General features: G+C 63.7%; 20 protein-coding genes and 1 pseudogene. 10 read left to right on the top strand and 11 right to left on the bottom strand.

Going from position 1 to position 21,593, the window contains the following annotated elements; genetic code table 11:
* Positions 1–129: 129 nt before the first annotated feature.
* Complete coding sequence (locus tag AC1DZP_RS20375) at positions 130–975, bottom strand: class I SAM-dependent methyltransferase (RefSeq protein ID WP_477304920.1); 846 nt, start codon at positions 973–975, stop codon at positions 130–132.
* Positions 976–1,051: 76 nt separating this feature from the next.
* Between AC1DZP_RS20375 and AC1DZP_RS20370 the strand changes: the two genes are divergently transcribed.
* Complete coding sequence (locus AC1DZP_RS20370; RefSeq protein WP_477304918.1) at positions 1,052–1,534, top strand: helix-turn-helix domain-containing protein; 483 nt, start codon at positions 1,052–1,054, stop codon at positions 1,532–1,534.
* Between the two features lie 4 nt (positions 1,535–1,538).
* Here AC1DZP_RS20370 and AC1DZP_RS20365 read toward each other — a convergent pair whose 3' ends face one another.
* Entirely contained in the window at positions 1,539–2,444 is a 906-nt protein-coding gene (locus AC1DZP_RS20365; protein WP_457154613.1) for a LysR family transcriptional regulator, read from the bottom strand.
* A 112-nt stretch (positions 2,445–2,556) separates the two neighbouring features.
* Here AC1DZP_RS20365 and AC1DZP_RS20360 point away from each other — a divergent pair.
* Positions 2,557–2,733, top strand: a pseudogene (locus AC1DZP_RS20360) (ATP-binding protein); the annotation flags it as partial.
* 91 nt (positions 2,734–2,824) lie between these two features.
* On the opposite strand, the gene AC1DZP_RS20355 reads toward AC1DZP_RS20360, so the two are convergent.
* A complete protein-coding gene (locus AC1DZP_RS20355; RefSeq protein ID WP_095082659.1) occupies positions 2,825–3,601 on the bottom strand; it encodes a DeoR/GlpR family DNA-binding transcription regulator in 777 nt (258 codons plus the stop codon).
* A 428-nt stretch (positions 3,602–4,029) separates the two neighbouring features.
* Between AC1DZP_RS20355 and AC1DZP_RS20350 the strand changes: the two genes are divergently transcribed.
* Together AC1DZP_RS20350 and AC1DZP_RS20345 are read left to right on the top strand one after the other, a co-directional pair.
* Positions 4,030–4,917 (top strand): phosphotransferase, encoded by an 888-nt coding sequence (locus tag AC1DZP_RS20350; protein WP_477304916.1) that lies wholly within the window; start codon positions 4,030–4,032, stop codon positions 4,915–4,917.
* A complete protein-coding gene (locus AC1DZP_RS20345; RefSeq protein WP_477304914.1) occupies positions 4,914–7,355 on the top strand; it encodes a GcvT family protein in 2,442 nt (813 codons plus the stop codon). The genes AC1DZP_RS20350 and AC1DZP_RS20345 overlap by 4 nt, the downstream gene beginning before the upstream one ends.
* A gap of 19 nt (positions 7,356–7,374) precedes the next feature.
* Here AC1DZP_RS20345 and AC1DZP_RS20340 read toward each other — a convergent pair whose 3' ends face one another.
* Positions 7,375–8,037, bottom strand: coding sequence for a class I SAM-dependent DNA methyltransferase (locus AC1DZP_RS20340; protein WP_457152732.1), 663 nt, complete (start codon positions 8,035–8,037; stop codon positions 7,375–7,377).
* Between the two features lie 69 nt (positions 8,038–8,106).
* On the opposite strand from AC1DZP_RS20340, the gene AC1DZP_RS20335 reads away from it, so the two are divergent.
* Complete coding sequence (locus AC1DZP_RS20335) at positions 8,107–9,024, top strand: phosphotransferase (protein WP_477304912.1); 918 nt, start codon at positions 8,107–8,109, stop codon at positions 9,022–9,024.
* An 18-nt stretch (positions 9,025–9,042) separates the two neighbouring features.
* On the opposite strand, the gene AC1DZP_RS20330 is transcribed toward AC1DZP_RS20335, so the two are convergent.
* The 3 genes from AC1DZP_RS20330 to ilvD form a co-directional block, all read right to left on the bottom strand.
* A complete protein-coding gene (locus AC1DZP_RS20330) occupies positions 9,043–9,966 on the bottom strand; it encodes a DMT family transporter (RefSeq protein WP_477304910.1) in 924 nt (307 codons plus the stop codon).
* 178 nt (positions 9,967–10,144) lie between these two features.
* Positions 10,145–11,437 (bottom strand): amidohydrolase family protein, encoded by a 1,293-nt coding sequence (locus tag AC1DZP_RS20325; protein ID WP_477304908.1) that lies wholly within the window; start codon positions 11,435–11,437, stop codon positions 10,145–10,147.
* A gap of 254 nt (positions 11,438–11,691) precedes the next feature.
* Entirely contained in the window at positions 11,692–13,536 is a 1,845-nt protein-coding gene (gene ilvD, locus AC1DZP_RS20320) for a dihydroxy-acid dehydratase (protein WP_477304906.1), read from the bottom strand.
* A gap of 197 nt (positions 13,537–13,733) precedes the next feature.
* Between ilvD and AC1DZP_RS20315 the strand changes: the two genes are divergently transcribed.
* From AC1DZP_RS20315 to AC1DZP_RS20305, 3 genes are all read left to right on the top strand, one after another.
* Positions 13,734–14,078, top strand: coding sequence for an ArsR/SmtB family transcription factor (locus tag AC1DZP_RS20315; RefSeq protein ID WP_095082680.1), 345 nt, complete (start codon positions 13,734–13,736; stop codon positions 14,076–14,078).
* 73 nt (positions 14,079–14,151) lie between these two features.
* On the top strand, positions 14,152–14,679 hold the full coding sequence (locus AC1DZP_RS20310; protein WP_477225259.1) for an SRPBCC family protein: 528 nt from the start codon (positions 14,152–14,154) through the stop codon (positions 14,677–14,679).
* A gap of 39 nt (positions 14,680–14,718) precedes the next feature.
* Entirely contained in the window at positions 14,719–15,189 is a 471-nt protein-coding gene (locus AC1DZP_RS20305) for a VOC family protein (RefSeq protein WP_477304904.1), read from the top strand.
* 176 nt (positions 15,190–15,365) lie between these two features.
* On the opposite strand, the gene AC1DZP_RS20300 is transcribed toward AC1DZP_RS20305, so the two are convergent.
* From AC1DZP_RS20300 to AC1DZP_RS20290, 3 genes are all read right to left on the bottom strand, one after another.
* A complete protein-coding gene (locus tag AC1DZP_RS20300; RefSeq protein ID WP_477304902.1) occupies positions 15,366–16,958 on the bottom strand; it encodes a peptide chain release factor 3 in 1,593 nt (530 codons plus the stop codon).
* A gap of 99 nt (positions 16,959–17,057) precedes the next feature.
* Positions 17,058–17,987 carry a haloalkane dehalogenase gene (locus AC1DZP_RS20295; protein WP_477304900.1) on the bottom strand — a complete coding sequence of 310 codons (930 nt, stop codon included), beginning with the start codon at positions 17,985–17,987 and terminating at the stop codon, positions 17,058–17,060.
* Entirely contained in the window at positions 17,984–18,580 is a 597-nt protein-coding gene (locus AC1DZP_RS20290) for a TetR/AcrR family transcriptional regulator (RefSeq protein ID WP_477304898.1), read from the bottom strand. The genes AC1DZP_RS20295 and AC1DZP_RS20290 overlap by 4 nt, the downstream gene beginning before the upstream one ends.
* 152 nt (positions 18,581–18,732) lie before the next feature.
* On the opposite strand from AC1DZP_RS20290, the gene AC1DZP_RS20285 reads away from it, so the two are divergent.
* Together AC1DZP_RS20285 and AC1DZP_RS20280 are read left to right on the top strand one after the other, a co-directional pair.
* A complete protein-coding gene (locus tag AC1DZP_RS20285; protein WP_477304896.1) occupies positions 18,733–19,008 on the top strand; it encodes a DUF6959 family protein in 276 nt (91 codons plus the stop codon).
* Positions 19,005–20,078, top strand: a complete 1,074-nt coding sequence (locus AC1DZP_RS20280) for an NAD(P)/FAD-dependent oxidoreductase (protein ID WP_477304894.1) — start codon at positions 19,005–19,007, stop codon at positions 20,076–20,078. The genes AC1DZP_RS20285 and AC1DZP_RS20280 overlap by 4 nt, the downstream gene beginning before the upstream one ends.
* Here AC1DZP_RS20280 and AC1DZP_RS20275 read toward each other — a convergent pair.
* Positions 20,072–21,445 (bottom strand): amidase, encoded by a 1,374-nt coding sequence (locus AC1DZP_RS20275; RefSeq protein WP_477304892.1) that lies wholly within the window; start codon positions 21,443–21,445, stop codon positions 20,072–20,074. The genes AC1DZP_RS20280 and AC1DZP_RS20275 overlap by 7 nt on opposite strands.
* Positions 21,446–21,593 lie beyond the last annotated feature (148 nt).

Genomic DNA, 21,593 nt, shown 5'->3' with positions numbered 1-21,593 from the left:
GTGCGTTGGACTTGATGTCGCTCTGGTGGCGACTTTGGTCCCTGGACCGAAAGTGCTTTGAAAATTCCGGTTTCGCAAATTCATTTATCAGAAAGGCGATATCGGTTTTTCCGATAGATCGATGCCCCTTCAAGCCAGCGCCGTCACCAGCCAGCAGGCGGCTTTGAAGCGAGCCTCACCATCCTCCACGAAAGGCGCGAACGCAGCAGGCAACACCGCAGTGATTTTTTCGGCCGTTGCCCGGTCAACCTCACGTAACGCGGCGCCGACCGGCCCTAATCGGGTGACAAACGTTATCAGATCATCTTCGGCGATCCGACACGGGACATCCACCTGTTCGACTTCGATTGACGACCAGCCGCTCGCTTCAAGAATACGCTTCACCTTGGCGGCGTTGGCAAAGGCAAACTGCCCCGGCGCATCGGGGTCCGGCGCGGGTGCGGGCGGCAGGAAAGGCGCAGCCGCTCGCGCGGCGGTCGTCATGAAATCATTCTCGGCCGGACTGCGCCAGGCAACAAAGGCGAGTTTGCTACCGCGGCTTGCGGCCTGTCTTATGTTGGCGAACGCGGCCACGGGATCATCGAAGAACATGACACCAAAACGCGAGACAACAGCGTCGAAGTTCCCGACTTCGAACGCATACGTCTGGGCATCGCCCACTTCAAAACTTGCGTTTGCTACCTCTTCTGCCCCCTTGCGTTTCGTTGCCAAGGCGACAAGCGGCTGCGAGATGTCGAGCCCAACACAATTTCCGTCGTTGCCCACGCGGCGCGCCATCGCCAGAGTCGTGGCGCCGGCGCCGCAGCCGATGTCCAGGACATTGCCCCCTTCCCCGGGATAGCCGGCATCGACTACGAGCCGTTCGAACGGCGCCATTACCTGGTCGAGGATCGGTTGCATCTCAACCCAGGCCTTTCCGCTGGCGTCGTTCCAGAGCGCGGCTTGCCGTGTGTTTGGCTGCGCGGATTGCGGCATAACGGACCTCGCTTTTCTGTTGCTCTCACTGATCGTCGCGAGCACTCTACGAGTTCAAGCCGGCTTGAGGTCAAGCATGAAAGATATGGACATTGCCGAAGTGTCGCGCCGCACCGGCGTGCCCGCCTCGACACTTCGCTATTATGAGGAGAAAGGCCTCATCGCCTCAATCGGCCGTCGCGGCCTGCGCCGCTTGTTCGACCCGGCCGTCCTGGAACGGCTCGCTTTGATCACGCTTGGACGCGCCGGTGGATTCGCACTGGACGAGATTTCCGCGATGCTGAGGCCCGACGGCCTGCCGAAAATGGATCGGGAGCGCCTGGACGCCAAGGCGAACGAACTGGACCATACCATCCAGCGCCTGACCGCGATCCGAGAGGCTTTGCGTCACGCCGCCCGATGTCCGGCCGCCCGGCCGATGGAGTGTCCGACGTTCCGACGCGCCGTCAGGCTTGCCGGTGCTGGACGCTTCGAGGTTGCTCCGATCGGGTCGTTCAAGGCGGAGGCGGTTTCCGTCACAAGGCGCAAGCGCGAGACTGGAGACGTCAGGCTGGAGTAGGCCACTAGCGGCGGACCGTGCGCTGCGACTGGGCGAGGCCTATAAAATCGCGCGCCGCCTGCGGCAGACCGGACCCGCGGCGCCACACCATGCCGACCTGGACCACAGGCAAGGAGCCGGAAATATCGCGCGATTCGATGCGGTCGCCTTCCAGCGACCAGGGCCGGTAGACGAGGTCGGGCAGCAGCGCCACGCCGGCGCCGGTGGCAACGAGACTGCGCACGGCTTCCACCGAACGGGTACGGAAGGCGACATGCGGCTTGGCGCCGATCGCCGTCAGCAGCTTGCCCGTGTTCTCTTCGATCTCGTCGACGGTCAGCATGATCAGCGGCTCGAAGGCGATGTCGCCAATGCTGATGATGTCGGCACCGGCGAGCGGGTGGCCGAGCGGCAGCCAGAGGCGATAGGCCGAGACCTCGAGGATTTCCGACTGCAGTGCCGTGCGGTCGCGCAGGTTGGAGGTGACCATGACGGCGATGTCGAGTTTGCCGCCGATCAAGAGGTGTTCGAGATAGTCGCCATTATCCTCGATGGCCGAGACCTCGACGCCGGGATAGGCGCGGCGGTAGCGGGCAAGAAGATCCGACAGCACGTAGCCGGCGACCATCGAGGTGACGCCGAGCTGCAGCCGGCCGCCTGCTGCTGCCTGTTCGCCGGAGAAAGAGCGGCGTGCATCCGAAACGTCGGCAAGGATCTTTGTTGCATGGCGCAGGAACTGGTGGCCCTTGTGGGTGATGTTCAGGCCGCGCGGATGGCGTTCGAACAGTTCGACCCCGAGATCGCTTTCGAGTTCCTTGATCGCTTCGGTGACCGAGGATTGCGAGATCGAGAGGTTCTGCGCGGCACCCGACACCGTGCCTTGCTCGGCAACGGCGATGAAGAACTGCAACTGGCGGATGGTGAAGGCCATGGCCGGACTAAACACCGGCGCGCAAGGGAAGGAAAGCCGACGGCAGAGCTTATCCCGTGACTGGTGACTGGTGCTGCGGGCTCAGCCTGATACGCCGCCGGCAGCACCCGGCGAGCGGGAGCGCATCTTCGAGCCCTTCTACCGGCTGCGCCCGCAGGATCATGGCGCCGGGCTTGGCCTCAACCTGGTGCAGGAAATCGTGCAATTGCATGGCGGGCGGATCGATATCCTCGACGGCAGACCGAGCGGCGCCTGCTTCAGGATGACTTTTCGCGGTCTGCCGGCATAGGCATGTCCGCAGGCGGCCACCGCGCGCACCGGCGCGTTTGAGATCCGTATGCATCCACCAATTGCTGGTGTTCGCCAGGCTCTTGCGGACTCTAGAATCCGGCTGCGTCGCCGGCGATGCTGAGCCGCGCGCCGGCTTGCGAGAGGGCGGCGGCAATGTCGCGCGACGGCGACCGGTCAGTGGCGAGTTCGGAAAACCCGTCGAGGCCGCAAACCTGGACCAGGCCCAGGCGGCCGAACTTGGTGTGATCGGTGACGACGAGCGAACGCTGGCCGCGCGACAGCACCATGCGGGCGAACTCGGCCTCTTCCAGATCGTAGTCCATGACGCCCATCACTGCATCGACGGCGCCGGTGGAGATGATGGCATGGCTGACCGAGAAACGGCTGACGAAGTCGATGGCCGAGGCCCCGAAGGCAGCGCCTGAATCGCTACGCAATTCGCCGCCGGCCATGTAGACCTTGTTGCCGTTGACGGTGGCCAGCGTGCGGGCGATGTCCGACGAGTTGGTGACGACGGTCAGCCGCCGGTGGCCGAGCAGCTCACGGGCCAGGAACGAGGTTGTCGTGCCGGTGTCGAGCATGATCGATTCACCGTCGCGGATGGTGGCGGCCACCATGCGGGCAATGATCCGCTTGGCATCTGCATTCTCGCGCATGCGCCGTTCGAATGGCGCTTCGCCGATCATCGACGGCAGGCCGATGGCGCCATGCATCTTGAGGACGGAGCCGTCACCGGTGAGTGGCTTGACGTCACGGCGCACGGTCTCGAGTGAAACGCCCAGCCGGTCGGCCAGGCTGGCGATGGTGACGGTCCCCTCTTCCTGCAGCAGCCGCAGGATCTCGCCGTGTCGTTTTGAATGGACCATTTGGGTTTCCCGGACTTAGCCCTTTGCCCGATTCTAAGCTAATTCGAGCGGTTTTAAAGGAACTACCCGCGCTTTCGGGCAAAATACCCGAAAAAAGTCACAACTTTTTGTTGACAGGCAGGCAACCTTGGCGTGAAATTGAGTTATCAAACACGAGTTCGGAGCTGCAACGGGAGGGTGATGGCAGAGCCGCAACTCATTGACCAGGCAGTTTTGAACGTGTCTGGCGCAAGGAATTTTCAGATCCGCGGGGGCGGATGCCGGGGTCAAAAACCTGGCCAAGGGGCTCGTCGGTGCGGTGCGGGATACCGATCCTGGCGTCTCGCACCGACGAGATTTTTTTGTTTCTCCTCGCTGTCGTTGGGCTGTCCATGGCGCCCTTGCCGACGCTCCGCAAAGTCGACGCTCAGCAAACCAGGGATGATCCCGTGATTGCAGAAGACCGCATCCGTGCCCTGCCCTGCTGGACCGGCAACATCGAGATTGCGCCGTTGCCGGGCGGTCTCAGCAACGCCAATTATGTGGTCAAGGACGCCGCCGGAAAGCACGTCGTGCGCTTCGGCAGGGACTATCCGTTCCATCACGTCTTTCGCGAGCGTGAGGTGATGACCGCGCGTGCGGCACATGCCGCCGGTTTCGCGCCAGCCGTCCTCCATGCCGAACCGGGCATCCTGGTGACGGAATACCTTGGTGCGAAAACCTATCTTGCACAGGACGTGCGCGCCAATCTTGGTCGTGTCGCAGCCCTGATGCGCGGTTTCCACCGGGAGATGCCCAATCACGTCTCCGGCGCCGGCTTCATGTTCTGGGTGTTCCATGTCATTCGCGACTATGCGCGGACCCTTGAAGAAGGCGGCAGCCGCAAGCGCAGCGAATTGCCGCGCCTGCTGGCGCTAGCTGACGAGCTGGAGCGCGCGCAGAAATTGCTGCCGATCGTCTTTGGCCACAACGATCTTTTGCCGGCTAATATCCTTGACGACGGCAGCAGGCTATGGCTGATCGACTTCGAGTATGCCGGTTTCAACACGGCGATGTTCGACCTTGCCGGCGTAGCCTCGAATGCCGGCATGAGCGACGAGGAATCCTTCGCCTTCCTGACCGCCTATTTCATGAAGGAACCGGACCAGGCGATCCGCCGCTCGCACGCGGCCATGCAATGCGCTTCGCTGCTGCGCGAGGCGATGTGGAGCATGGTGTCCGAACTCTACCTCGACGCGCCCGGCATCGACTACGTCGCCTACACCGAGGAGAACCTGACGCGGCTCGAAGCCGCGCTCGACAACTACAGAACGAAGTACGGGATACAGAAATCATGACATTGCCCAGCCAGGCCGCAATCGTCGTCATTGGCGGCGGCATCATCGGCTGTTCGACGGCCTATCATCTGGCGCGTGACCACAAGGCGGACGTGGTGCTGCTCGAACAGGGCAAGCTGACATCGGGCTCGACCTGGCATGCCGCGGGCCTTGTCGGGCAATTGCGCTCGTCGGCCTCGATCACCCGCGTGCTCAAATACTCCGTCGACCTCTACAAGGGACTGGAGGCCGAAACCGGCCTTGCCACCGGCTGGAAGATGACCGGCTGCCTGCGGCTGGCCACCAATGCCGACCGCTGGACCGAGTACAAGAGGCTGGCGACGACGGCGAAAAGCTTCGGCATGGACATGCAACTGCTGTCGCCGGCGGAGGTCAAGGCGATGTGGCCGCTCCTGGAAACCGGCGATTTGGTGGGCGCTTCCTGGTTGCCGACAGACGGCCAGGCGAGCCCTTCGGACATCACGCAGTCGCTGGCGAAAGGCGCGCGCATGCATGGCGCCAAACTGTTCGAGGATGTGCGCGTCACCGGCTTCGAGATGAAGGATGGCCGCATCGCGACGGTGAAGACCAGCAAGGGCGACATTGCCTGCGACAAGGTGGTCAACTGTGCCGGGCAATGGGCGCGGCAGGTTGGCGCCATGGCCGGCATCAACGTGCCGCTGCAGCCGGTGAAGCACCAGTACATCATCACCGAGAAGATCGATGGGCTGGCGACCGACGCGCCGACCATCCGCGACCCGGACCGGCGCACCTATTTCAAGGAGGAGGTTGGCGGGCTGGTGATGGGCGGTTACGAGCCTAACCCGCAGGCCTGGACGACCGGAGATGTGCCTGACGATTGGGAGTTCCGGCTCTTCGACGACGACTACGACCATTTCGAACAGCATATGCGCCAAGCGATGGCGCGCGTGCCGGCGCTCGAAACCGTCGGCGTCAAGCAGATGATCAACGGGCCGGAGAGTTTTACGCCGGACGGCAATTTCATTCTCGGCGCGGCGCCCGAATGCGCCAATATGTTTGTCGGCGCCGGATTCAACGCCTTCGGCATCGCCTCGGGTGGCGGCGCCGGCTGGGTGCTGGCGCAATGGGTGGTCGACGGCGAAGCGCCGCTCGACTTGTGGGTTGTCGACATCAGGCGCTTTTCCAACCTGCACCGCGACCGGCAATGGGTCTGCGACCGCACGCTGGAAGCCTATGGCAAGCACTATACGATCGGCTTCCCGCATGAGGAGTACGCCAGCGGGCGGCCGCGCATCGTCTCACCCCTTTACAACAGGCTGAAACAGCAGCGCGCCGTGTTCGGGTCGAAGCTTGGCTGGGAACGGCCGAACTGGTTCGCGCCCGAAGGCGTCGAGCCGCAGGATGTCTATTCGATGGGTCGGCAGAACTGGTTTGCGGCGGTCGGCGACGAGCACCGGCACGTGCGCGAGAAGGGCGGCATCTTCGATCAATCCTCCTTCGCCAAATACGAACTGAGCGGGCCCGACGCGCTGAAGGCGCTGGACTGGATCTGCGCCAACGACGTCAGCAAGCCTGTCGGCCGGCTGACCTACACGCAACTTCTCAACACGCGCGGCGGCATCGAGGCGGACCTGACCGTGGCGCGGCTGGCCGAGGAGAAATTCTACATTGTCACCGGCACCGGGTTCCGCACGCATGATCTGTCATGGATCGGTGACCATATCGGCGAAGGGCTCGATGCCACGCTTGTCGATGTCACCGAGGAATTCGGCACGCTGTCGCTGATGGGGCCTCGGGCGCGCGATGTGCTTTCTGCCGTGACCGAAGCCGACGTGTCGAACACCAGTTTCCCGTTCGGCCATGTGCGTGAGATTGCCATTGCCGGCCACACAATTCGGGCGCTGCGCGTCACCTATGTCGGCGAACTCGGCTGGGAACTGCATGTGCCGATCGCGGCGACAGGCGAAGTCTTCGATGCACTGATGGCGGCCGGCGGGAGGCATGGCATCCGCCCGGTCGGCTATCGCGCCCTGGAATCGCTGCGGCTGGAAAAGGGCTATCGCGCCTGGGGCTCCGACATCACGCCCAACGACACGCCGCAGGAAGCCGGCTTGGGCTGGGCGGTCAAGCTGCGCAAGAACACTGATTTCGTCGGACGGCGCGCGCTGGAGAAGACCAGCGGCGCGGCCTTGAAGAAGCGCTTTGCCGGCTTCACGGTCGTTGACCCGGAAATCGTGCTGCTCGGCCGCGAGACCATCCTGCGCAATGGCGAGCCGGTCGGCTATCTCACCAGCGGCGGCTATGGCTACACGGTGAGCCGGAACATCGGCTATGGCTACGTGCGCAACGCCGACGGGGTGAGCGACGATTTTCTCGCCTCGGGCGACTATGAACTGGTCGTGGCGATGGAGCGGACGCCGGCCCAAATCCATCTCGAGCCTATGTACGACCCGACAGCCGCCAAGGTCAAAGTGTAGATCGGGGTCAAAGCGTAGATCAGGTGACGCGCAGGGCGAGACCGCGGCTTGGCACGGTGTCGGCCTCGCCCGGCATGGAGACGTAAGGGCGCGTTTCCTCGACGCGGGTGACGAGGCCTTGCGCCTCGAGTTCGGCGATGCGAGCGCCAAAGCCGGCTTCCCACAACGTGTTCTTGACTGTCAGCACGATGATGCCACCCGGCCGGCAGATGCGGATCAGCTCGTCCAGCCCCTCGGCGCCGACATGGCCGGAGGTGAAGACGCCGGCCGAAATGATGCCGGCATAGGCATCGTCGGCAAACGGCAGCTTGCCGCCGAGCGCCAGGCAATGCAGCGCCGAATAGACCCCCTTGCGGGCGGCCTGGGCCAGCATGCCTTCAGATATGTCGAGCGCCTCGACCAACGGATAGCCTGTTATATCAAGCCATTCGCCGATAAGCCCCGTGCCGGCTCCCGCATCGAGCAGCGGCGCGGCACCGCGCGGCAGATGGCGGGCCAGCAAGGCAAGGCAGATCGTCGGATGGCGATAGCCGGCGGCCGACATGTCGGCGTCATAGGTCTGCGACCAGCGGTCATAGAGTGCCGCGACGTCCTCTGGCCGCTTCGCCGCGTAGGCTGCTGCAAGCGGGCCTCGATGTTTGCTGTGCGCCACTTTTGTCCTGTCCACCAATCGGTCTTGCATCGCATGATAGCCAAACCACGAAAATTGTGGAACCGTCGCTGCGACAAATAACAGCGTGGGGGCGCAGGCATGGTGACAGACGAGGCGCGTGCGGCACTTGCCGACATTTCCTTGGCCACGATTCCCATGCTGGCCGGCTACACCGGGCCGCTCGAACGGCTCGGCGGCCTCACCAATCTGGTCTTCAAGGCTGGCGAGTTCTGCCTGCGCATTCCCGGCAAGGGCACCGAGGAATACATCAACCGCGCCAACGAGGCGGTGGCGGCGCGCGAAGCGGCAAAGGCGGAGGTCAGTCCAGAGGTGCTGCATGTCGATCCCGCCACCGGGGTCATGGTGACGCGCTTCATCGCCGGCGCGGAGACGATGTCGCCGGAGAAATTCAAGGTTCGGCCCGGCAGTCCGGCGCGGGCCGGCGAGGCCTTCCGCAAACTGCACAATTCCACCGCGGTGTTTCCCTTCCGCTTCGAACTGTTTGCGATGATCGACGACTATCTCAAGGTGCTGTCGACCAAGGACGTCGCCCTGCCCACCGGCTATCACGACGTGGTGCGCGAGGCCGGGAGCGTGCGCTCGGCGCTGGCCGCCCATCCCTTGCCCCTCGCTGCCTGCCACTGCGATCCGCTGTGCGAGAACTTTCTCGATACAGGCGAGCGGATGTGGATCGTCGACTGGGAATATTCGGGCATGAACGATCCGCTCTGGGATCTCGGCGACCTCAGCGTGGAAGGAAAATTCGATACGGCGCAGGACGAAGAGATGATGCGCGCCTATTTCGGCGGCGAGGCGAGAGCGGCCGAGCGCGGCCGCATCGTCATCTACAAGGCGATGTGCGACCTGTTGTGGACATTGTGGGGGCTGATCCAGCTCGCCAACAACAATCCGGTCGACGATTTCCGCGCCTATGCCGACGGGCGGTTCGTGCGCTGCAAGGCGTTGATGGAGACGCCGGAGTTTTCACGGCACCTGGCGGCGATACGCCTGGGTTAGGCACAGGAAATCTGGACCCTAATTGACGCCTTTTGGCACGTTTTCGGGCGGCACCGTGGTGTCGACCACTTTCTGGCGGTGGAAGATGAACAGGCCGGCGAGAACGACGATGCCTGAGCCAATCAGGATGCGCGGACCGGGAACGTCACCAAAGAACACCAGCCCGAACACCACCGCCCACAGGAGCAGCGTGTAGTGCAGCGGCGCCAGCGTCGAGGCCGGGGCCAGCTTGAGCGCCCTGGTGATCATCAGATGCGCGCCGCATGAAACGATACCGAGCAGCAGCATGGCGCCGAAATCGAGCGCCGACGGGGTCTGCCAGGCGCCGATGGTCAGCACGCCGCCGACCACCATCGTGCCGATGGTCTGCCATGTCACCAGATTGGTGTCACTGGTGCCGCGCAGGCGCCGGTTGAGGATGATGGCGAAGGCGAAGGCAATGCTGCCGGCGAGCGCGAAGCTCGATGACAACGAGAACGCCGCCGAGGACGGTTTCAGCATGATCAGCACGCCGCAGAAGCCGAGCAGGATCGCCATCCAGCGGCGCCAGCCGACTTTCTCGCCAAGCAACAAATGCGAGAGTGCCGCAACATAGATCGGTCCGGCCATGTAGAAGCTCATCACGTCGGCAAGCGGCAGGTAGACGACGGCGGCATAGAACAGTGCCGTGTCGAGCGTCGTCATCACCACGCGCAGCAGCTGCAGCTCCAGGCGCTCCATCTGAAACAGCTTGGCCGTGCCCTGGTGGGCGATCATCGGGCCAAGCACGAAGAACGCGCCGATGGAACGGATCAGCACCACCTGGCCGACGGAGAAGCTGGCGACCAGCCACTTGCCCATGGCATCGTTCAGCGCAAACAGGAAATCGCCGGCCAGCATCAAAAGGATGCCGGCCAGGAGCACGTTCCTGATTGTGGAATTCTGCGCCACGGGCTGCGTCATGCCGATCCCGATTCCTCCCTAGAGCATGATGCCGAAAAGTGTGAAACGGTTTTCGGACGACATCATGCTCTATCTCTTTGATTTAGAGCCGCGTCGTAGACTGAAGCGCCTGCTTTGACGAGGAGAAATCCGGAAATCCGCAAGGCCAGAACCGGGAATCGGCTGGGTCTGGCCTGTTCTATTGGGCCTGATGCGGCGTCCGGTGCCTGCGGTTCACGAGGCCGGGCCTGCCCGGAATGGACAGCCTGGTGTCCTGCTTCGACCGCTGCGCCACCACCTTGCCCCTGGCGATGACGCACAGGCGTTCGGCGCGCAGGCGCAGGGCTTCGATCGGATTGCCGGCATCCAGGATGACCAGGCTGGCGCGCTTGCCGACCGCCAGGCCCAGATGATCGAGCCCCATGATCGACGCGTTGACATTGGTGACCATGTCGAAGCAGCGGGCCATGTCGGCCGGGCTCGACATCTGGGCAACATGCAGGCCCATGAAGGCGACGTCGAGCATGTCGGCGGTGCCCAGCGAATACCAGGGATCGAGCACGCAATCCTGGCCCCAGCCGACGCGGATGCCCAGCGCCTGCATTTCCTTGACCCGGGTCATACCGCGGCGCTTGGGAAAGGTGTCGTGGCGGCCCTGCAGCATGATGTTGATCAGCGGATTTGGGATCGCCGAAACACCCGCCTCGGCGATCAGCGGCAGCAATTTCGAGACATAGTAGTTGTCCATCGAATGCATCGAGGTGAGATGCGAGCCGGCGACCTTGCCCTGCAGGCCGAGGCGCTGCGTCTCATAGGCAAGCTGTTCGATATGGCGCGACAGCGGGTCGTCGGTCTCGTCGCAGTGCAGGTCGACCATCAGGCCGCGCCCGGCCGCGATTTCGCACAGCTCCGTCACCGAGCGCGTGCCGTCGGCCATGGTGCGCTCGAAATGCGGGATGCCGCCGACGATGTCGACGCCCATGTCGAGTGCGCGGATGGTGTTTTCATGTGCCGTCGGCGAGCGATAAAACCCGTCCTGCGGAAAGGCGACCAATTGCAGGTCGATATACGGGGCGATCGTCTTCTTGACCTCGAGCAGGGCCTCGACCGCCAGCAGCCTGTCGTCGCAGACATCGACGTGAGTGCGGATCGCAAGCAGACCCATCGACACCGCCCAGTCGCAATAGACAAGGGCGCGGTCGCGCACGGCTTCATGCGTCAACAGCGGCTTCAGCTCGCCCCACAACGAGATGCCTTCGAGCAGCGTGCCCGACGCGTTGATGCGCGGTATACCGTAGGAGAGCGTTGCATCCATGTGGAAATGCGGGTCGACGAAGGGCGGCGAGACCAGATTGCCACTGGCGTCGATCGCCGTGCCGGCGGTGACGTCGAGCTTCGGCTCGATCGCCGCGATTGTCTCGCCGACGATGCCGATGTCGGCGACCCTGCCATCAGGCAGCGTACCGCCGCGAACGATAAGGTCGAAATCCATCCGTCGTCATCCCGCTTGAAGAATCAGCATCCTATCGTGGCGGCAAAGAATCTGCAGCGTTTGTGCCGCCCGCCTGCCGGCACCTTCTCCCCGTATAGTGACGGGGAGAAGGGAGATGCTGCGGCCTCGCCGCTCTTTGTCAACGCCTACAATTGGCGAAATCGTTGGTGACGGCGCCTTTCTCCCCGTCACTATACGGGGAGAAATGTCCGGCAGGACAATAAGGGGCAGCGCCACGCTGATGGAATTCAGCCTTACTCCGGCACGAACCTGACCGCGCCCTTGGCAGCGCTGGTCGCCATCGCGGCGTAGGCGCGCAAGGCTGTCGTGACCTTGCGCTTGCGCTTTTCCTCGGGCTTCCAGGCAGCAATCCCCTTGGCCTCCATCGCCGCCCGGCGGCTGGCGAGTTCAGCATCGCTGACGGCAAGGCGGATGGTCCGGTTCGGGATGTCGATCTCGACCGTATCGCCCTCCTGCACCAGGCCGATCAAACCGCCCTCGGCGGCTTCCGGCGAGACATGGCCGATCGACAGGCCGGAGGTGCCACCGGAGAAGCGGCCGTCGGTGACCAGCGCGCAGGCCTTGCCCAGGCCCTTCGACTTCAGATAGCTGGTCGGGTAGAGCATTTCCTGCATGCCGGGACCGCCGCGCGGCCCCTCATAGCGGATGACGACGACATCACCGGCCTTGATCTCGTTGGCCAGGATTGCCTTGACGCTGGCGTCCTGGCTTTCGAACACGCGGGCCGGGCCGGTGAACTTCAGGATCGATTCGTCGACGCCGGCGGTCTTCACGATGCAGCCGTCGAGCGCCAGATTGCCCTTCAACACGGCAAGGCCGCCATCCTTGGAGAAGGGGTGCTGGACCGAGCGGATGACGCCCTTCTCGCGGTCGAGGTCGAGGTCGTCCCAGCGGCGGTCCTGGCTGAAGGCAACCTGCGTCGGCACGCCGCCAGGCGCGGCGAGGAAGAAGTCGCGCACGCTTTGGCTGGTCGAGCGCGAAATGTCCCAATGGTCGAGCGCCTCACCCAGCGTGCGCGTGTGCACGGTCGGCAGGTCGCGGTTGATCAAGCCGGCATTGTCGAGCTGGCCGAGGATCGCCATGATGCCGCCGGCGCGGTGGACGTCTTCCATGTGCACATCCGCCTTGGCGGGAGCCACCTTGCACAGCACCGGCACCTTGCGTGACAGCGCGTCGATGTCATCCTGATCGAAGTTGATCTCGCCTTCATGCGCGGCGGCCAGGATGTGCAGCACGGTGTTGGTCGAGCCGCCCATGGCGATGTCGAGCGTCATGGCGTTTTCGAAGGCACCCTTCGAGGCGATGTTGCGCGGCAACGCGGTTTCATCGTCCTGCTCGTAGTAGCGCTGGGCGAGATCGACGATCAGGTGGCCGGCTTCGACGAACAGGCGCTTGCGGTCGGCATGCGTGGCCAGCGTCGAGCCGTTGCCCGGCAGCGACAGGCCAAGCGCTTCGGTCAAACAATTCATCGAATTGGCTGTGAACATGCCCGAGCAGGAACCGCAGGTCGGGCAGGCCGAGCGTTCGATGACCTTGACGTCCTCGTCGGAGATCTTGTCGTCGGCGGCCGCCACCATGGCGTCGACCAGGTCGAGCGCCTGCGTCTTGCCCGCCAGCACCACCTTGCCGGCTTCCATCGGTCCGCCGGAGACGAAGACGGTCGGGATGTTGAGGCGTAAGCTGGCCATCAGCATGCCGGGCGTGATCTTGTCGCAATTGGAGATGCAGACCATGGCGTCGGCGCAGTGCGCGTTGACCATGTATTCGACGGAATCGGCGATGAGCTCGCGCGACGGCAGCGAATAGAGCATGCCGTCATGGCCCATGGCGATGCCATCATCGACGGCGATGGTGTTGAATTCCTTGGCGACGCCACCGGCCTTCTCGATCTCGCGCGCGACCAGTTGGCCGAGGTCCTTCAGGTGGACATGGCCCGGCACGAACTGGGTGAAGGAGTTGACCACCGCGATGATCGGTTTGCCGAAATCGGAATCCTTCATGCCGGTGGCGCGCCAGAGGCCGCGAGCGCCGGCCATGTTGCGGCCATGGGTGGTGGTGCGGGAGCGATAGGCAGGCATGAATTTTCCTTGGCTGGCTTGCTGCGCTCCATGCGGAGCGTGGCGGCGCTGAATTCGGACCGCAGGCCTTATAGACGCGCAAGCCTGGTCTGGCCACAATTTTGCAATGCGCCACGAAATCCGGATGTGCGGTTGACGAGCGGCGTTCGCCTGTATATAGCCAATCAGGTATATACCCATTTGGCTATGGATACCTGATGAACCAGCTGGACGCCACTTTTGCCGCACTCGCCGATCCGACGCGCCGCGCCATTCTTGCCCGGCTCATCCAGGGCGAAGCATCCGTGATGGAACTCGCCGAGCCTTTCGCGATGAGCCAGCCCTCGATTTCCAAGCACCTCAAGGTGCTGGAAAACGCCGGACTGATTTCACGCGGCCGCGACGCACAGCGCCGGCCGTGCCGGCTCGAAGCAAAACCGCTGGCAGAGGCCAATGACTGGCTTGAGCGTTATCGAAGGATCTGGGAAGGCAACTTCCAGCGCCTCGACGCGTTGCTCGGCGCGATGAAGGCCGAGAAAGCCCCCGACAGTACCGACCAATAGCGCGAAAACATCGCGGCCTGTGTCGGATCACCGGCCTGCCGCACGTCCTTTGGCAAACATGAGGAGGATCATCATGAGCACCACAACCTTGCCCGGTTCGACCGTCGCCACACTGACGGTGACCACGCCCAGCGACCGCGAGGTCCAGATCACCCGTATCTTCGATGCGTCGCGGCCGATGGTCTTCGACTGCTGGACGATACCCGAGTTGCTGAAGGGCTGGCTGCACGGCCCCGATGGCTGGCGGCTGGCGGTCTGCGAAATCGACCTCAGGGTTGGCGGCGCCACACGCTACGTCTGGCAGCACCGCGATGGCCGCAGCATGGGCATGAGCGGCGCCTATCGCGAAATCGTGCGTCCAGCCAGGATCGTCGCCACCGAATTGTTCGACGAGGACTGGACCGGCGGCGAAACCGTCGGGACGGTGGTCTTCACCGAACAGAGTGGGAAGACGCTTCTGACGCAGACGGTGCTCTACGCTTCGCAAGCGGCCCGCGACGGCGCGCTCGGCACCGGCATGACCCGCGGCATGGGCGAGAGCTATGCCCAGCTCGACGCTTATCTCGCTTCACTTCAGGACGCTGCCAAAGGCGCCGCCTGACGCTTGCTTCATCCCCCAAGAGAAACGAGGAGAAAGACCATGCAAAAGATCACCACCTTCCTGTGGTTCGACGGACAGGCCGAGGAGGCCATGAACCATTACATGTCCATCTTCAAGAATTCGAAGGAGCTGAGCGTGACGCGTTGGCCCAAGGGTCACGCTGATGAGGGCAAGGTGCTGGTGGCCTCGTTCGAACTCGACGGCGTCCCGTTCCTGGCGCTCAACGGCGGACCACAATACAAGTTCACCGAGGCGATCTCACTATCGATCGACTGCAAGACGCAGGAAGAAGTCGATCATTTCTGGACCAGGCTCACAGAGGGTGGCGGCGAACCAGGACCCTGTGGCTGGCTGAAGGACAAGTTCGGTGTTTCCTGGCAGGTCGTGCCGGAACAACTGCCGCGCCTGCTGCAGGATCCGGACAGGGCCAAGGCCGGCCGGGCGATGAATGCGATGATGCAGATGGGCAAGATCGACATCGCCAAGATCGAAGAAGCAGCCAGAGGGTGAGAAGCGGTCCGCTCTAGCGGACGAAAAGCCAATTGCTTGGCTTTTCGAGCTTCGAACGCCCTGAGCCTGCGAAGGGCCGGAGGTTCATTGGAGCCCTTTGATCATCGAGGTCGGCGTCGCCCCTCATCCGCCCTTCGGGCACCTTCTCCCCTTGAGGGGAGACGGAAAGCAACGCTTCAAGCCGCCTTGTCGCGAACCTGATAGTCCTTGATCGTGGCGAAGCGGATCGCCTTCCAGCGTTCCGCTTCGTAGTTCAGCGAGAAGGCGTGCTGGGCGAGGAACACGGGATCATTGTCGAGGTCGCGGGCGATGTCGCCGCGATGTGCCTCGATGAAACGCAAAACCTCGGCCTTGTCCTCGGCCGATATCCAGCGGCAGACCGAAAAGCGTGACATCTCGAACTCGACCGGGAGCGTGTATTCGAAGTTCAACCGCTCCTTCAGGACATCGAGCTGCAGCGCGCCGACGACGCCGACGATGGCCGGCGAGCCATCCTCGGGCGAGAACAATTGCACGACGCCCTCCTCGGCCATCTGGTGCAGCGCTTCCTTGAGCTTCTTGGCCTTCATCGCGTCACCCAAGCGGACGCGGCGCAGGATTTCCGGGGCGAAGTTGGGCACGCCTCGGAACAGAATTTCCTCGCCCTCGGTCAGCGTATCGCCGATGCGCAGCGTGCCGTGGTTGGGGATGCCGACGACGTCGCCGGCAAACGCCTCGTCGGCGGTGACGCGGGTGCGGGCAAAGAAGAACTGCGGCGCCGACAGGCTCATCGGCTTTCCGGTACGCACCAGCTTGGCCTTCATGCCGCGCTCGAGCTTGCCCGAGCAGACGCGGACGAAGGCGATGCGGTCGCGGTGGTTGGGATCCATGTTGGCCTGGATCTTGAAGACGAAGGACGTCATCTTGTCCTCGGTCGCCTCGACCTTGCGGGCATCGGCCTCCTGCGCGCGCGGCGGCGGCCCAAAGGCGCCAAGCGCCTCGATCAGGTCGCGGACGCCATAATTGCGCAGCGCCGAGCCGAAATAGACCGGCGTCAGATGGCCCTCGCGAAAGGCGTCGATGTCGAGCGGACGGCAGGCTTCGCGCGCCAGTTCCAGTTCCTCGATGAAGGCCTCGCGCTCGTTCTCCGGCAACAGGCCGGCGACGCGGTTGGAATCGGGACCGTTGACCGGCGTGCGTTCCTTCTCGTCGTCACCCTTGCGCACCGCATTCAGCGCCAGGTGATAGGTGCCGGAAAACGTCTTGCCGCGACCGATCGGCCAGGTGATCGGTGCGGTATCCAGCGCCAGCTTCTGTTCGATCTCGTCCAGAATCTCGAACGGATCGCGGCTTTCGCGGTCCATCTTGTTGACGAAGATGATGATCGGAATGTCGCGCAGCCGGCAAACCTCGAACAGTTTCAGCGTGCGCGGCTCGATGCCCTTGGCGGCGTCGATGACCATGACCGCGCTGTCGACGGCCGACAGCGTACGATAGGTGTCGTCGGCGAAATCCTCGTGGCCGGGCGTGTCGAGCAGGTTGAAGACATTGTCCTCATATTCGAACGTCATCACCGAAGTAACGACCGAAATGCCGCGCTCGCGCTCGATCTTCATCCAGTCGGAGCGGGTCTGGATCCTATCCTTCTTGGCCTTGACCTCGCCGGCAAGCTGAATGGCGCCGCCGAACAGCAGCAGCTTTTCGGTGAGCGTTGTCTTGCCGGCGTCGGGGTGCGCGATGATCGCGAAGGTGCGGCGGCGCGCCACTTCTTCTTCTATTGCTTCAGGCATTCTTCAGGATTTCCGTGTGACAGGCCGGGCTTCTAGCAGCGCAGTGCCGGGCTGTCGACCGGTCCGGCGGCGCTGACGCCGCCGGTTGGCGTGGCGCGCTCAGGCCAACTCGGCCATGTGGCTCGCCGGAACGATCTCCGGAAGCCAGCCGGCAATGGCCTCGCCTATCGCGTTGGCATGGTCTTCCTGCAGATAGTGCGCGCCGGGTCCGAGATTGATGAACCGGCAGTTCTTCAGCCCGGCGGCGAATTCGCCTGCGGCTTGCGGCGCGATCAGCGCGCCGGGATCGCCGGCGAACAGCAGTTTCGGGTAGGTGGAAAGCCGCAGCGCCCGATGGTCGTGCTCGCTGATGGAGGCGACGTCGGCAGGCTGACCCTCGATCGGCAATTCCCTGGGCAGGCGCAGCACCGGCTTGCGCGATCGCGGCGTCGGGAACGGCGCCCGGTAAGCCGTCATCTCCTCGTCGCTCATTGTCCGCAAAACCGAGGCCGGCAGCACTTTCTCGACGAAGACATTGTCTTCCAGAACCAACTTTTCGCCGACATCCGGCGTGCGCAGCGCCTTGAACAGCTCGCGGGCCTGCGGACGCTGGTGAAAATCCTCCCAGCGCCCGAAGGGCCGGATGAATTCCATGAAGGCCAGGCCGAGAATGTTGCGCGGCCGCCGCGCCGCGAGATGGAAGGCAAGTGCCGTGCCCCAGTCCTGCGCGACCATCACCATTTCCCTGATGTCGAGCGCATCGAGGAAGGCGTCGAGATAGCGGACATGATCGAAGAAGCGATAGTCGATATCGGGCTTGCCGGACTGTCCGTAACCGATCAGGTCCGGTGCGATGCAGCGCCCGAGCGGCGCGACATGCGGGACGATGTTGCGCCAGATGTGGGATGAGGTCGGATTGCCATGCAGGAACAGCACGGTCGGACCGACCACGCCGGCCTCGACATAGGACATGGTCGAATCGAGCACGGCGATTTCCTCGCGCCGCGATGCGGTGGAGCCGGATTTCGGCTTGTCGACGTTCAAACTCATTGGATCGGCTCCTTTGCAAAGACTGTGCTGAAGATGATTTTCTTGAAGCGCTCGAGCGGCGCCGGGCTGCGCTCGACCTTCATGCGCAGCATGGCGCCTTGCCAGGACGACAGCAGGAAGTCGGCGAGGTCGTCGGCATCGAAAGCTCGGGTGATGTCACCGGCCGCCTGACCCTCGGCGATGCAGGCCGCGAATGGCTGGCGCCAGCGCTCGAAGATGGCGACAAGCCGCTGGCGCAGCGGTTCGCTGTGCACCGCGGTTTCGAGGCTGAGATTGCCGATCATGCAGCCTCGCGCCCAGTCATGCGCTTCGAGCTTCGAGGTGATGACATCGAGGTAGCGACGCAGCCTGCCGACGGGCGGCGTCCCATCCTGCGCAAGGGCTGCTTCGACCAGGCCGCTGACATAGGTGAAATAGCGGTCGAGCACCTCGCCGGCAAACTCCTCCTTGGAGGCGAAATGGTTGGTGAACGAACCGGGCCGGGCATCGGCCGCGGCAACGATGTCGCGCACGCCGGCAGCGGCATAGCCTGAATTCCATATGGTCCGGAAACCAGCGTCGAGGAGTTTTTCGCGGAGTGATTGTCTAGCCATGGCGAAATAATACGTACGTACGTATTGATGTCAAGTGCGGTGTTCCGAATGAGCTACTGGCACCCTTCGCTTGCACAAAAGATGAGACCATTGGACTTGCCGGCGGCGTAGTCGCATGTAGGGTCGAAGCAGAAAAAGGGCAGCTCACCGCAATGCGAGACGAACTGATCGAGATCTACTCCGATGCCACCAACGCCGCCATCATGCGGCACCCTGCCCGCCGTTTCCCCGGCTTGCTTCTGCAAGGCGACACACTTCACTCACTTTGCGTAACGGCTGACAGAGTGTGTTCCGAAATCGGCAGCGGACAGCCCGGCTTCGAAGAGGCTGACTATCTGCGCACCGACTTGTGGGAATTTCTAAATCACTACATCAAAGTTTTGAAAGAGGAGGGCTTGCCTCTCCCATTCGTCGAGGAGCAAGCATGACCGTGGCGAAACAGGTGATCGTCATCGGCGCCGGCATCATCGGTGCCTCCATCGCCTGGCATCTGAGCAGAGCGGGGACGCAGGTGACGGTTATTGCCGACAGCGCCGCCGGCGGCGTCGCGACGCCGAACTCGTTTGCCTGGATCAATGCCAGCTGGGGCAATCCGCAGCCATATTTCCGGCTGCGCACCCGCGCCATGGCCGAATGGACGCGGCTGGCGCGGGACCTGCCCGAAATTCCGCTCAGCTGGTGCGGCGGCCTGTGCTGGGATTTGTCGGCGGCCGCAATGGAAACCTACGCCGCCGAGCACTCCGCCTGGGGCTACGGCATCAAGCGCGTCGACCGCGCTGGCGTCGCGCGCCTCGAGCCCAATCTCGCCGAGCTGCCGGATGTCGCCTTGCACGTCGCCGAAGAGGGTGTCGCCGAACCGGTGGCCGCCACCAGGGCGCTGCTGGCGGACGCCGAACGGCGCGGCGCGCGGATCATCTCCAGCACGGTGACGGCGCTGGTCCAGACCGGCGGCCAGATCACCGGCGTGGACACATCGCATGGCCTGATAGCCGCCGACGAGGTGGTGATCGCGGCGGGCGTCGGGTCACCGCCTATCGCCGCGACGGCCGGGATCAACCTGCCGATCGAGACACCGCCCGGGCTGATCGTCCATTCGCGGCCTTATGCAAAACTGCTCAACGGGCTGGTGCTGGCCGAGCGCCTGCATATGCGCCAGACGGCGGAGGGCCGCATCATCGCCGGCTCGGATTTTGGCGGCGCCGACCCTGGCATGGATGCCGAAGTCACCGCCCGCGACCTGTTTGCGGCCCTGAAAGCCATGCTGCACGGCGGCGACGAACTGGAGCTGGATTTCCATACGGTCGGCTACCGGCCGACGCCTATCGACGGTTTTCCGATCATAGGCCGCGCCGAGGGCATGGACGGTCTGTACGTCGCGGTCATGCATTCGGGCATCACGCTGGCGCCGGCTGTCGGCCTGTTCGCCGCCCGGGAAATCCTCGACGGCGAGCGCGACCCGCTGCTGGCGCCCTATGGATTGTCGCGCTTCACTCAGTAACCCGGCGGACGGCGAAAGCCGCCGGTCAACGGTTCGATTGCCTTGGCGATGCCGAGCAACCGCGATTCCGACCAGCGTTTGCCGACCAGTTGCAGGCCGATCGGCAAACCGTCGCTGTCCTGTCCGCACGGCAGCGAAAGTGCCGGATGGCCGCTGTAGTTGAACACGGCGCCATAGGCCGGCAGCATCCAGTAGCTCTGCTCTTTGCCGTCGACCTGGATCGGCGCGCCCGGCTCGCAATGCGGGAAGGCCGTCGTCATGGCGACCGGGCAAAGCAGCGCATCCCAGGTTTCGAAGAACTGGTCCCAGGCCAGAATGGATTTGTCGCGGCGGGCGAGCGCCTCGAACCAGCGCGAGACCGGTGTCGGCTCCCCCGGCGGCTCCGGCTGCGCGGCCTCCATCATCATGCCGATCAGCGCGCCGCCTTGCTTGAGATCGTCGTGCAGGTCGAGTTTTGGAAGTTTCGCTTCCTCGACGGTCGCCCCTGCCGATTGCAGCCGCCTTGCCAGACTTTCGACCGCGGCGCTGATCTCGCTGGCCACCGGAAACCCTGAAAGGTTCGGTGCGAAGGCGATGTGCAATGTCTTGGGGTCGAGCTTCGGCATGCCTTCGACCGGCACCGGCGCAAGATCGGTGTCGTTTCCGTCGGGGCCGGCAATGATTTGATAGATCAAGGCCAGATCTTCCGCGCTGCGCGCCAACGGGCCAAGACATGACATCAGCCGCACGCTGCGCGCGACACCTCCCGGATCGGGGAAGGCGCCGGCCAGCGAGACGCGATGCTCGGTCGGTTTGAGGCCATAGACGCCGCAAAAGGCGGCGGGCAGCCGGATCGAATCCTGCATGTCGGAGCCGACATCGAACGGCGTCATCCCTGAGCAAAGCGCCGCCGCCGCGCCGCCGCTGGAGCCGCCCGCCGTGCGCTGGAGGTTCCACGGATTGCCGGTGCGGCCGAACAGCGGATTGTCCGACTGCCAGTCTCCCAGCATGGTCGCGACATTGGTCTTGGCCATCAGCACGCCGCCGGCCGCCTTGAGCCTGGCAACGACCGAGCTGTCCCGCTTGGCGACATAATCGGCGAAAGCGGGAAAACCGACCGTAGTCTTCATTCCTGCCGTCTCGTGCATGTCCTTCAGCGTGAACGGCACGCCATGCAGCGGCCCGAGCGCCGCGCCGCGCGCTTGAGCCGCGTCCGCGTTTTTGGCGCGCTCGCGGGCGCCTTCCCGGTCGAGCGAGATGACGGCGTTGACGGCCCCATTGCGGCTGTCGATCTGCGTCAGATATGCGTCGAGCGCCTCGACAGCCGAGACTTTTCGAGTGGCGATCGCGGCGGCCAGTGCGACGGTTGTGGAAAAGGCGATGTCCATGATCAATGCTCCGGCTTGGCCGCGCGTGTCTGGATCAAGATGGCCGACAGCGACGCGACTTCAAGCGGAGTCGAGCATTGGAGGATCGGCTGCGCTTGATCGGAATTGCACCGATAGGTTTTGTTGGGTCGGCGCTCTACGGCGCCCC

This window comes from Mesorhizobium sp. P2_F8 (assembly GCF_056403655.1).
The sequence above is the reverse complement of the archived record's forward strand: the minus strand, read 5'-3'. Positions and strand labels throughout refer to the sequence as shown.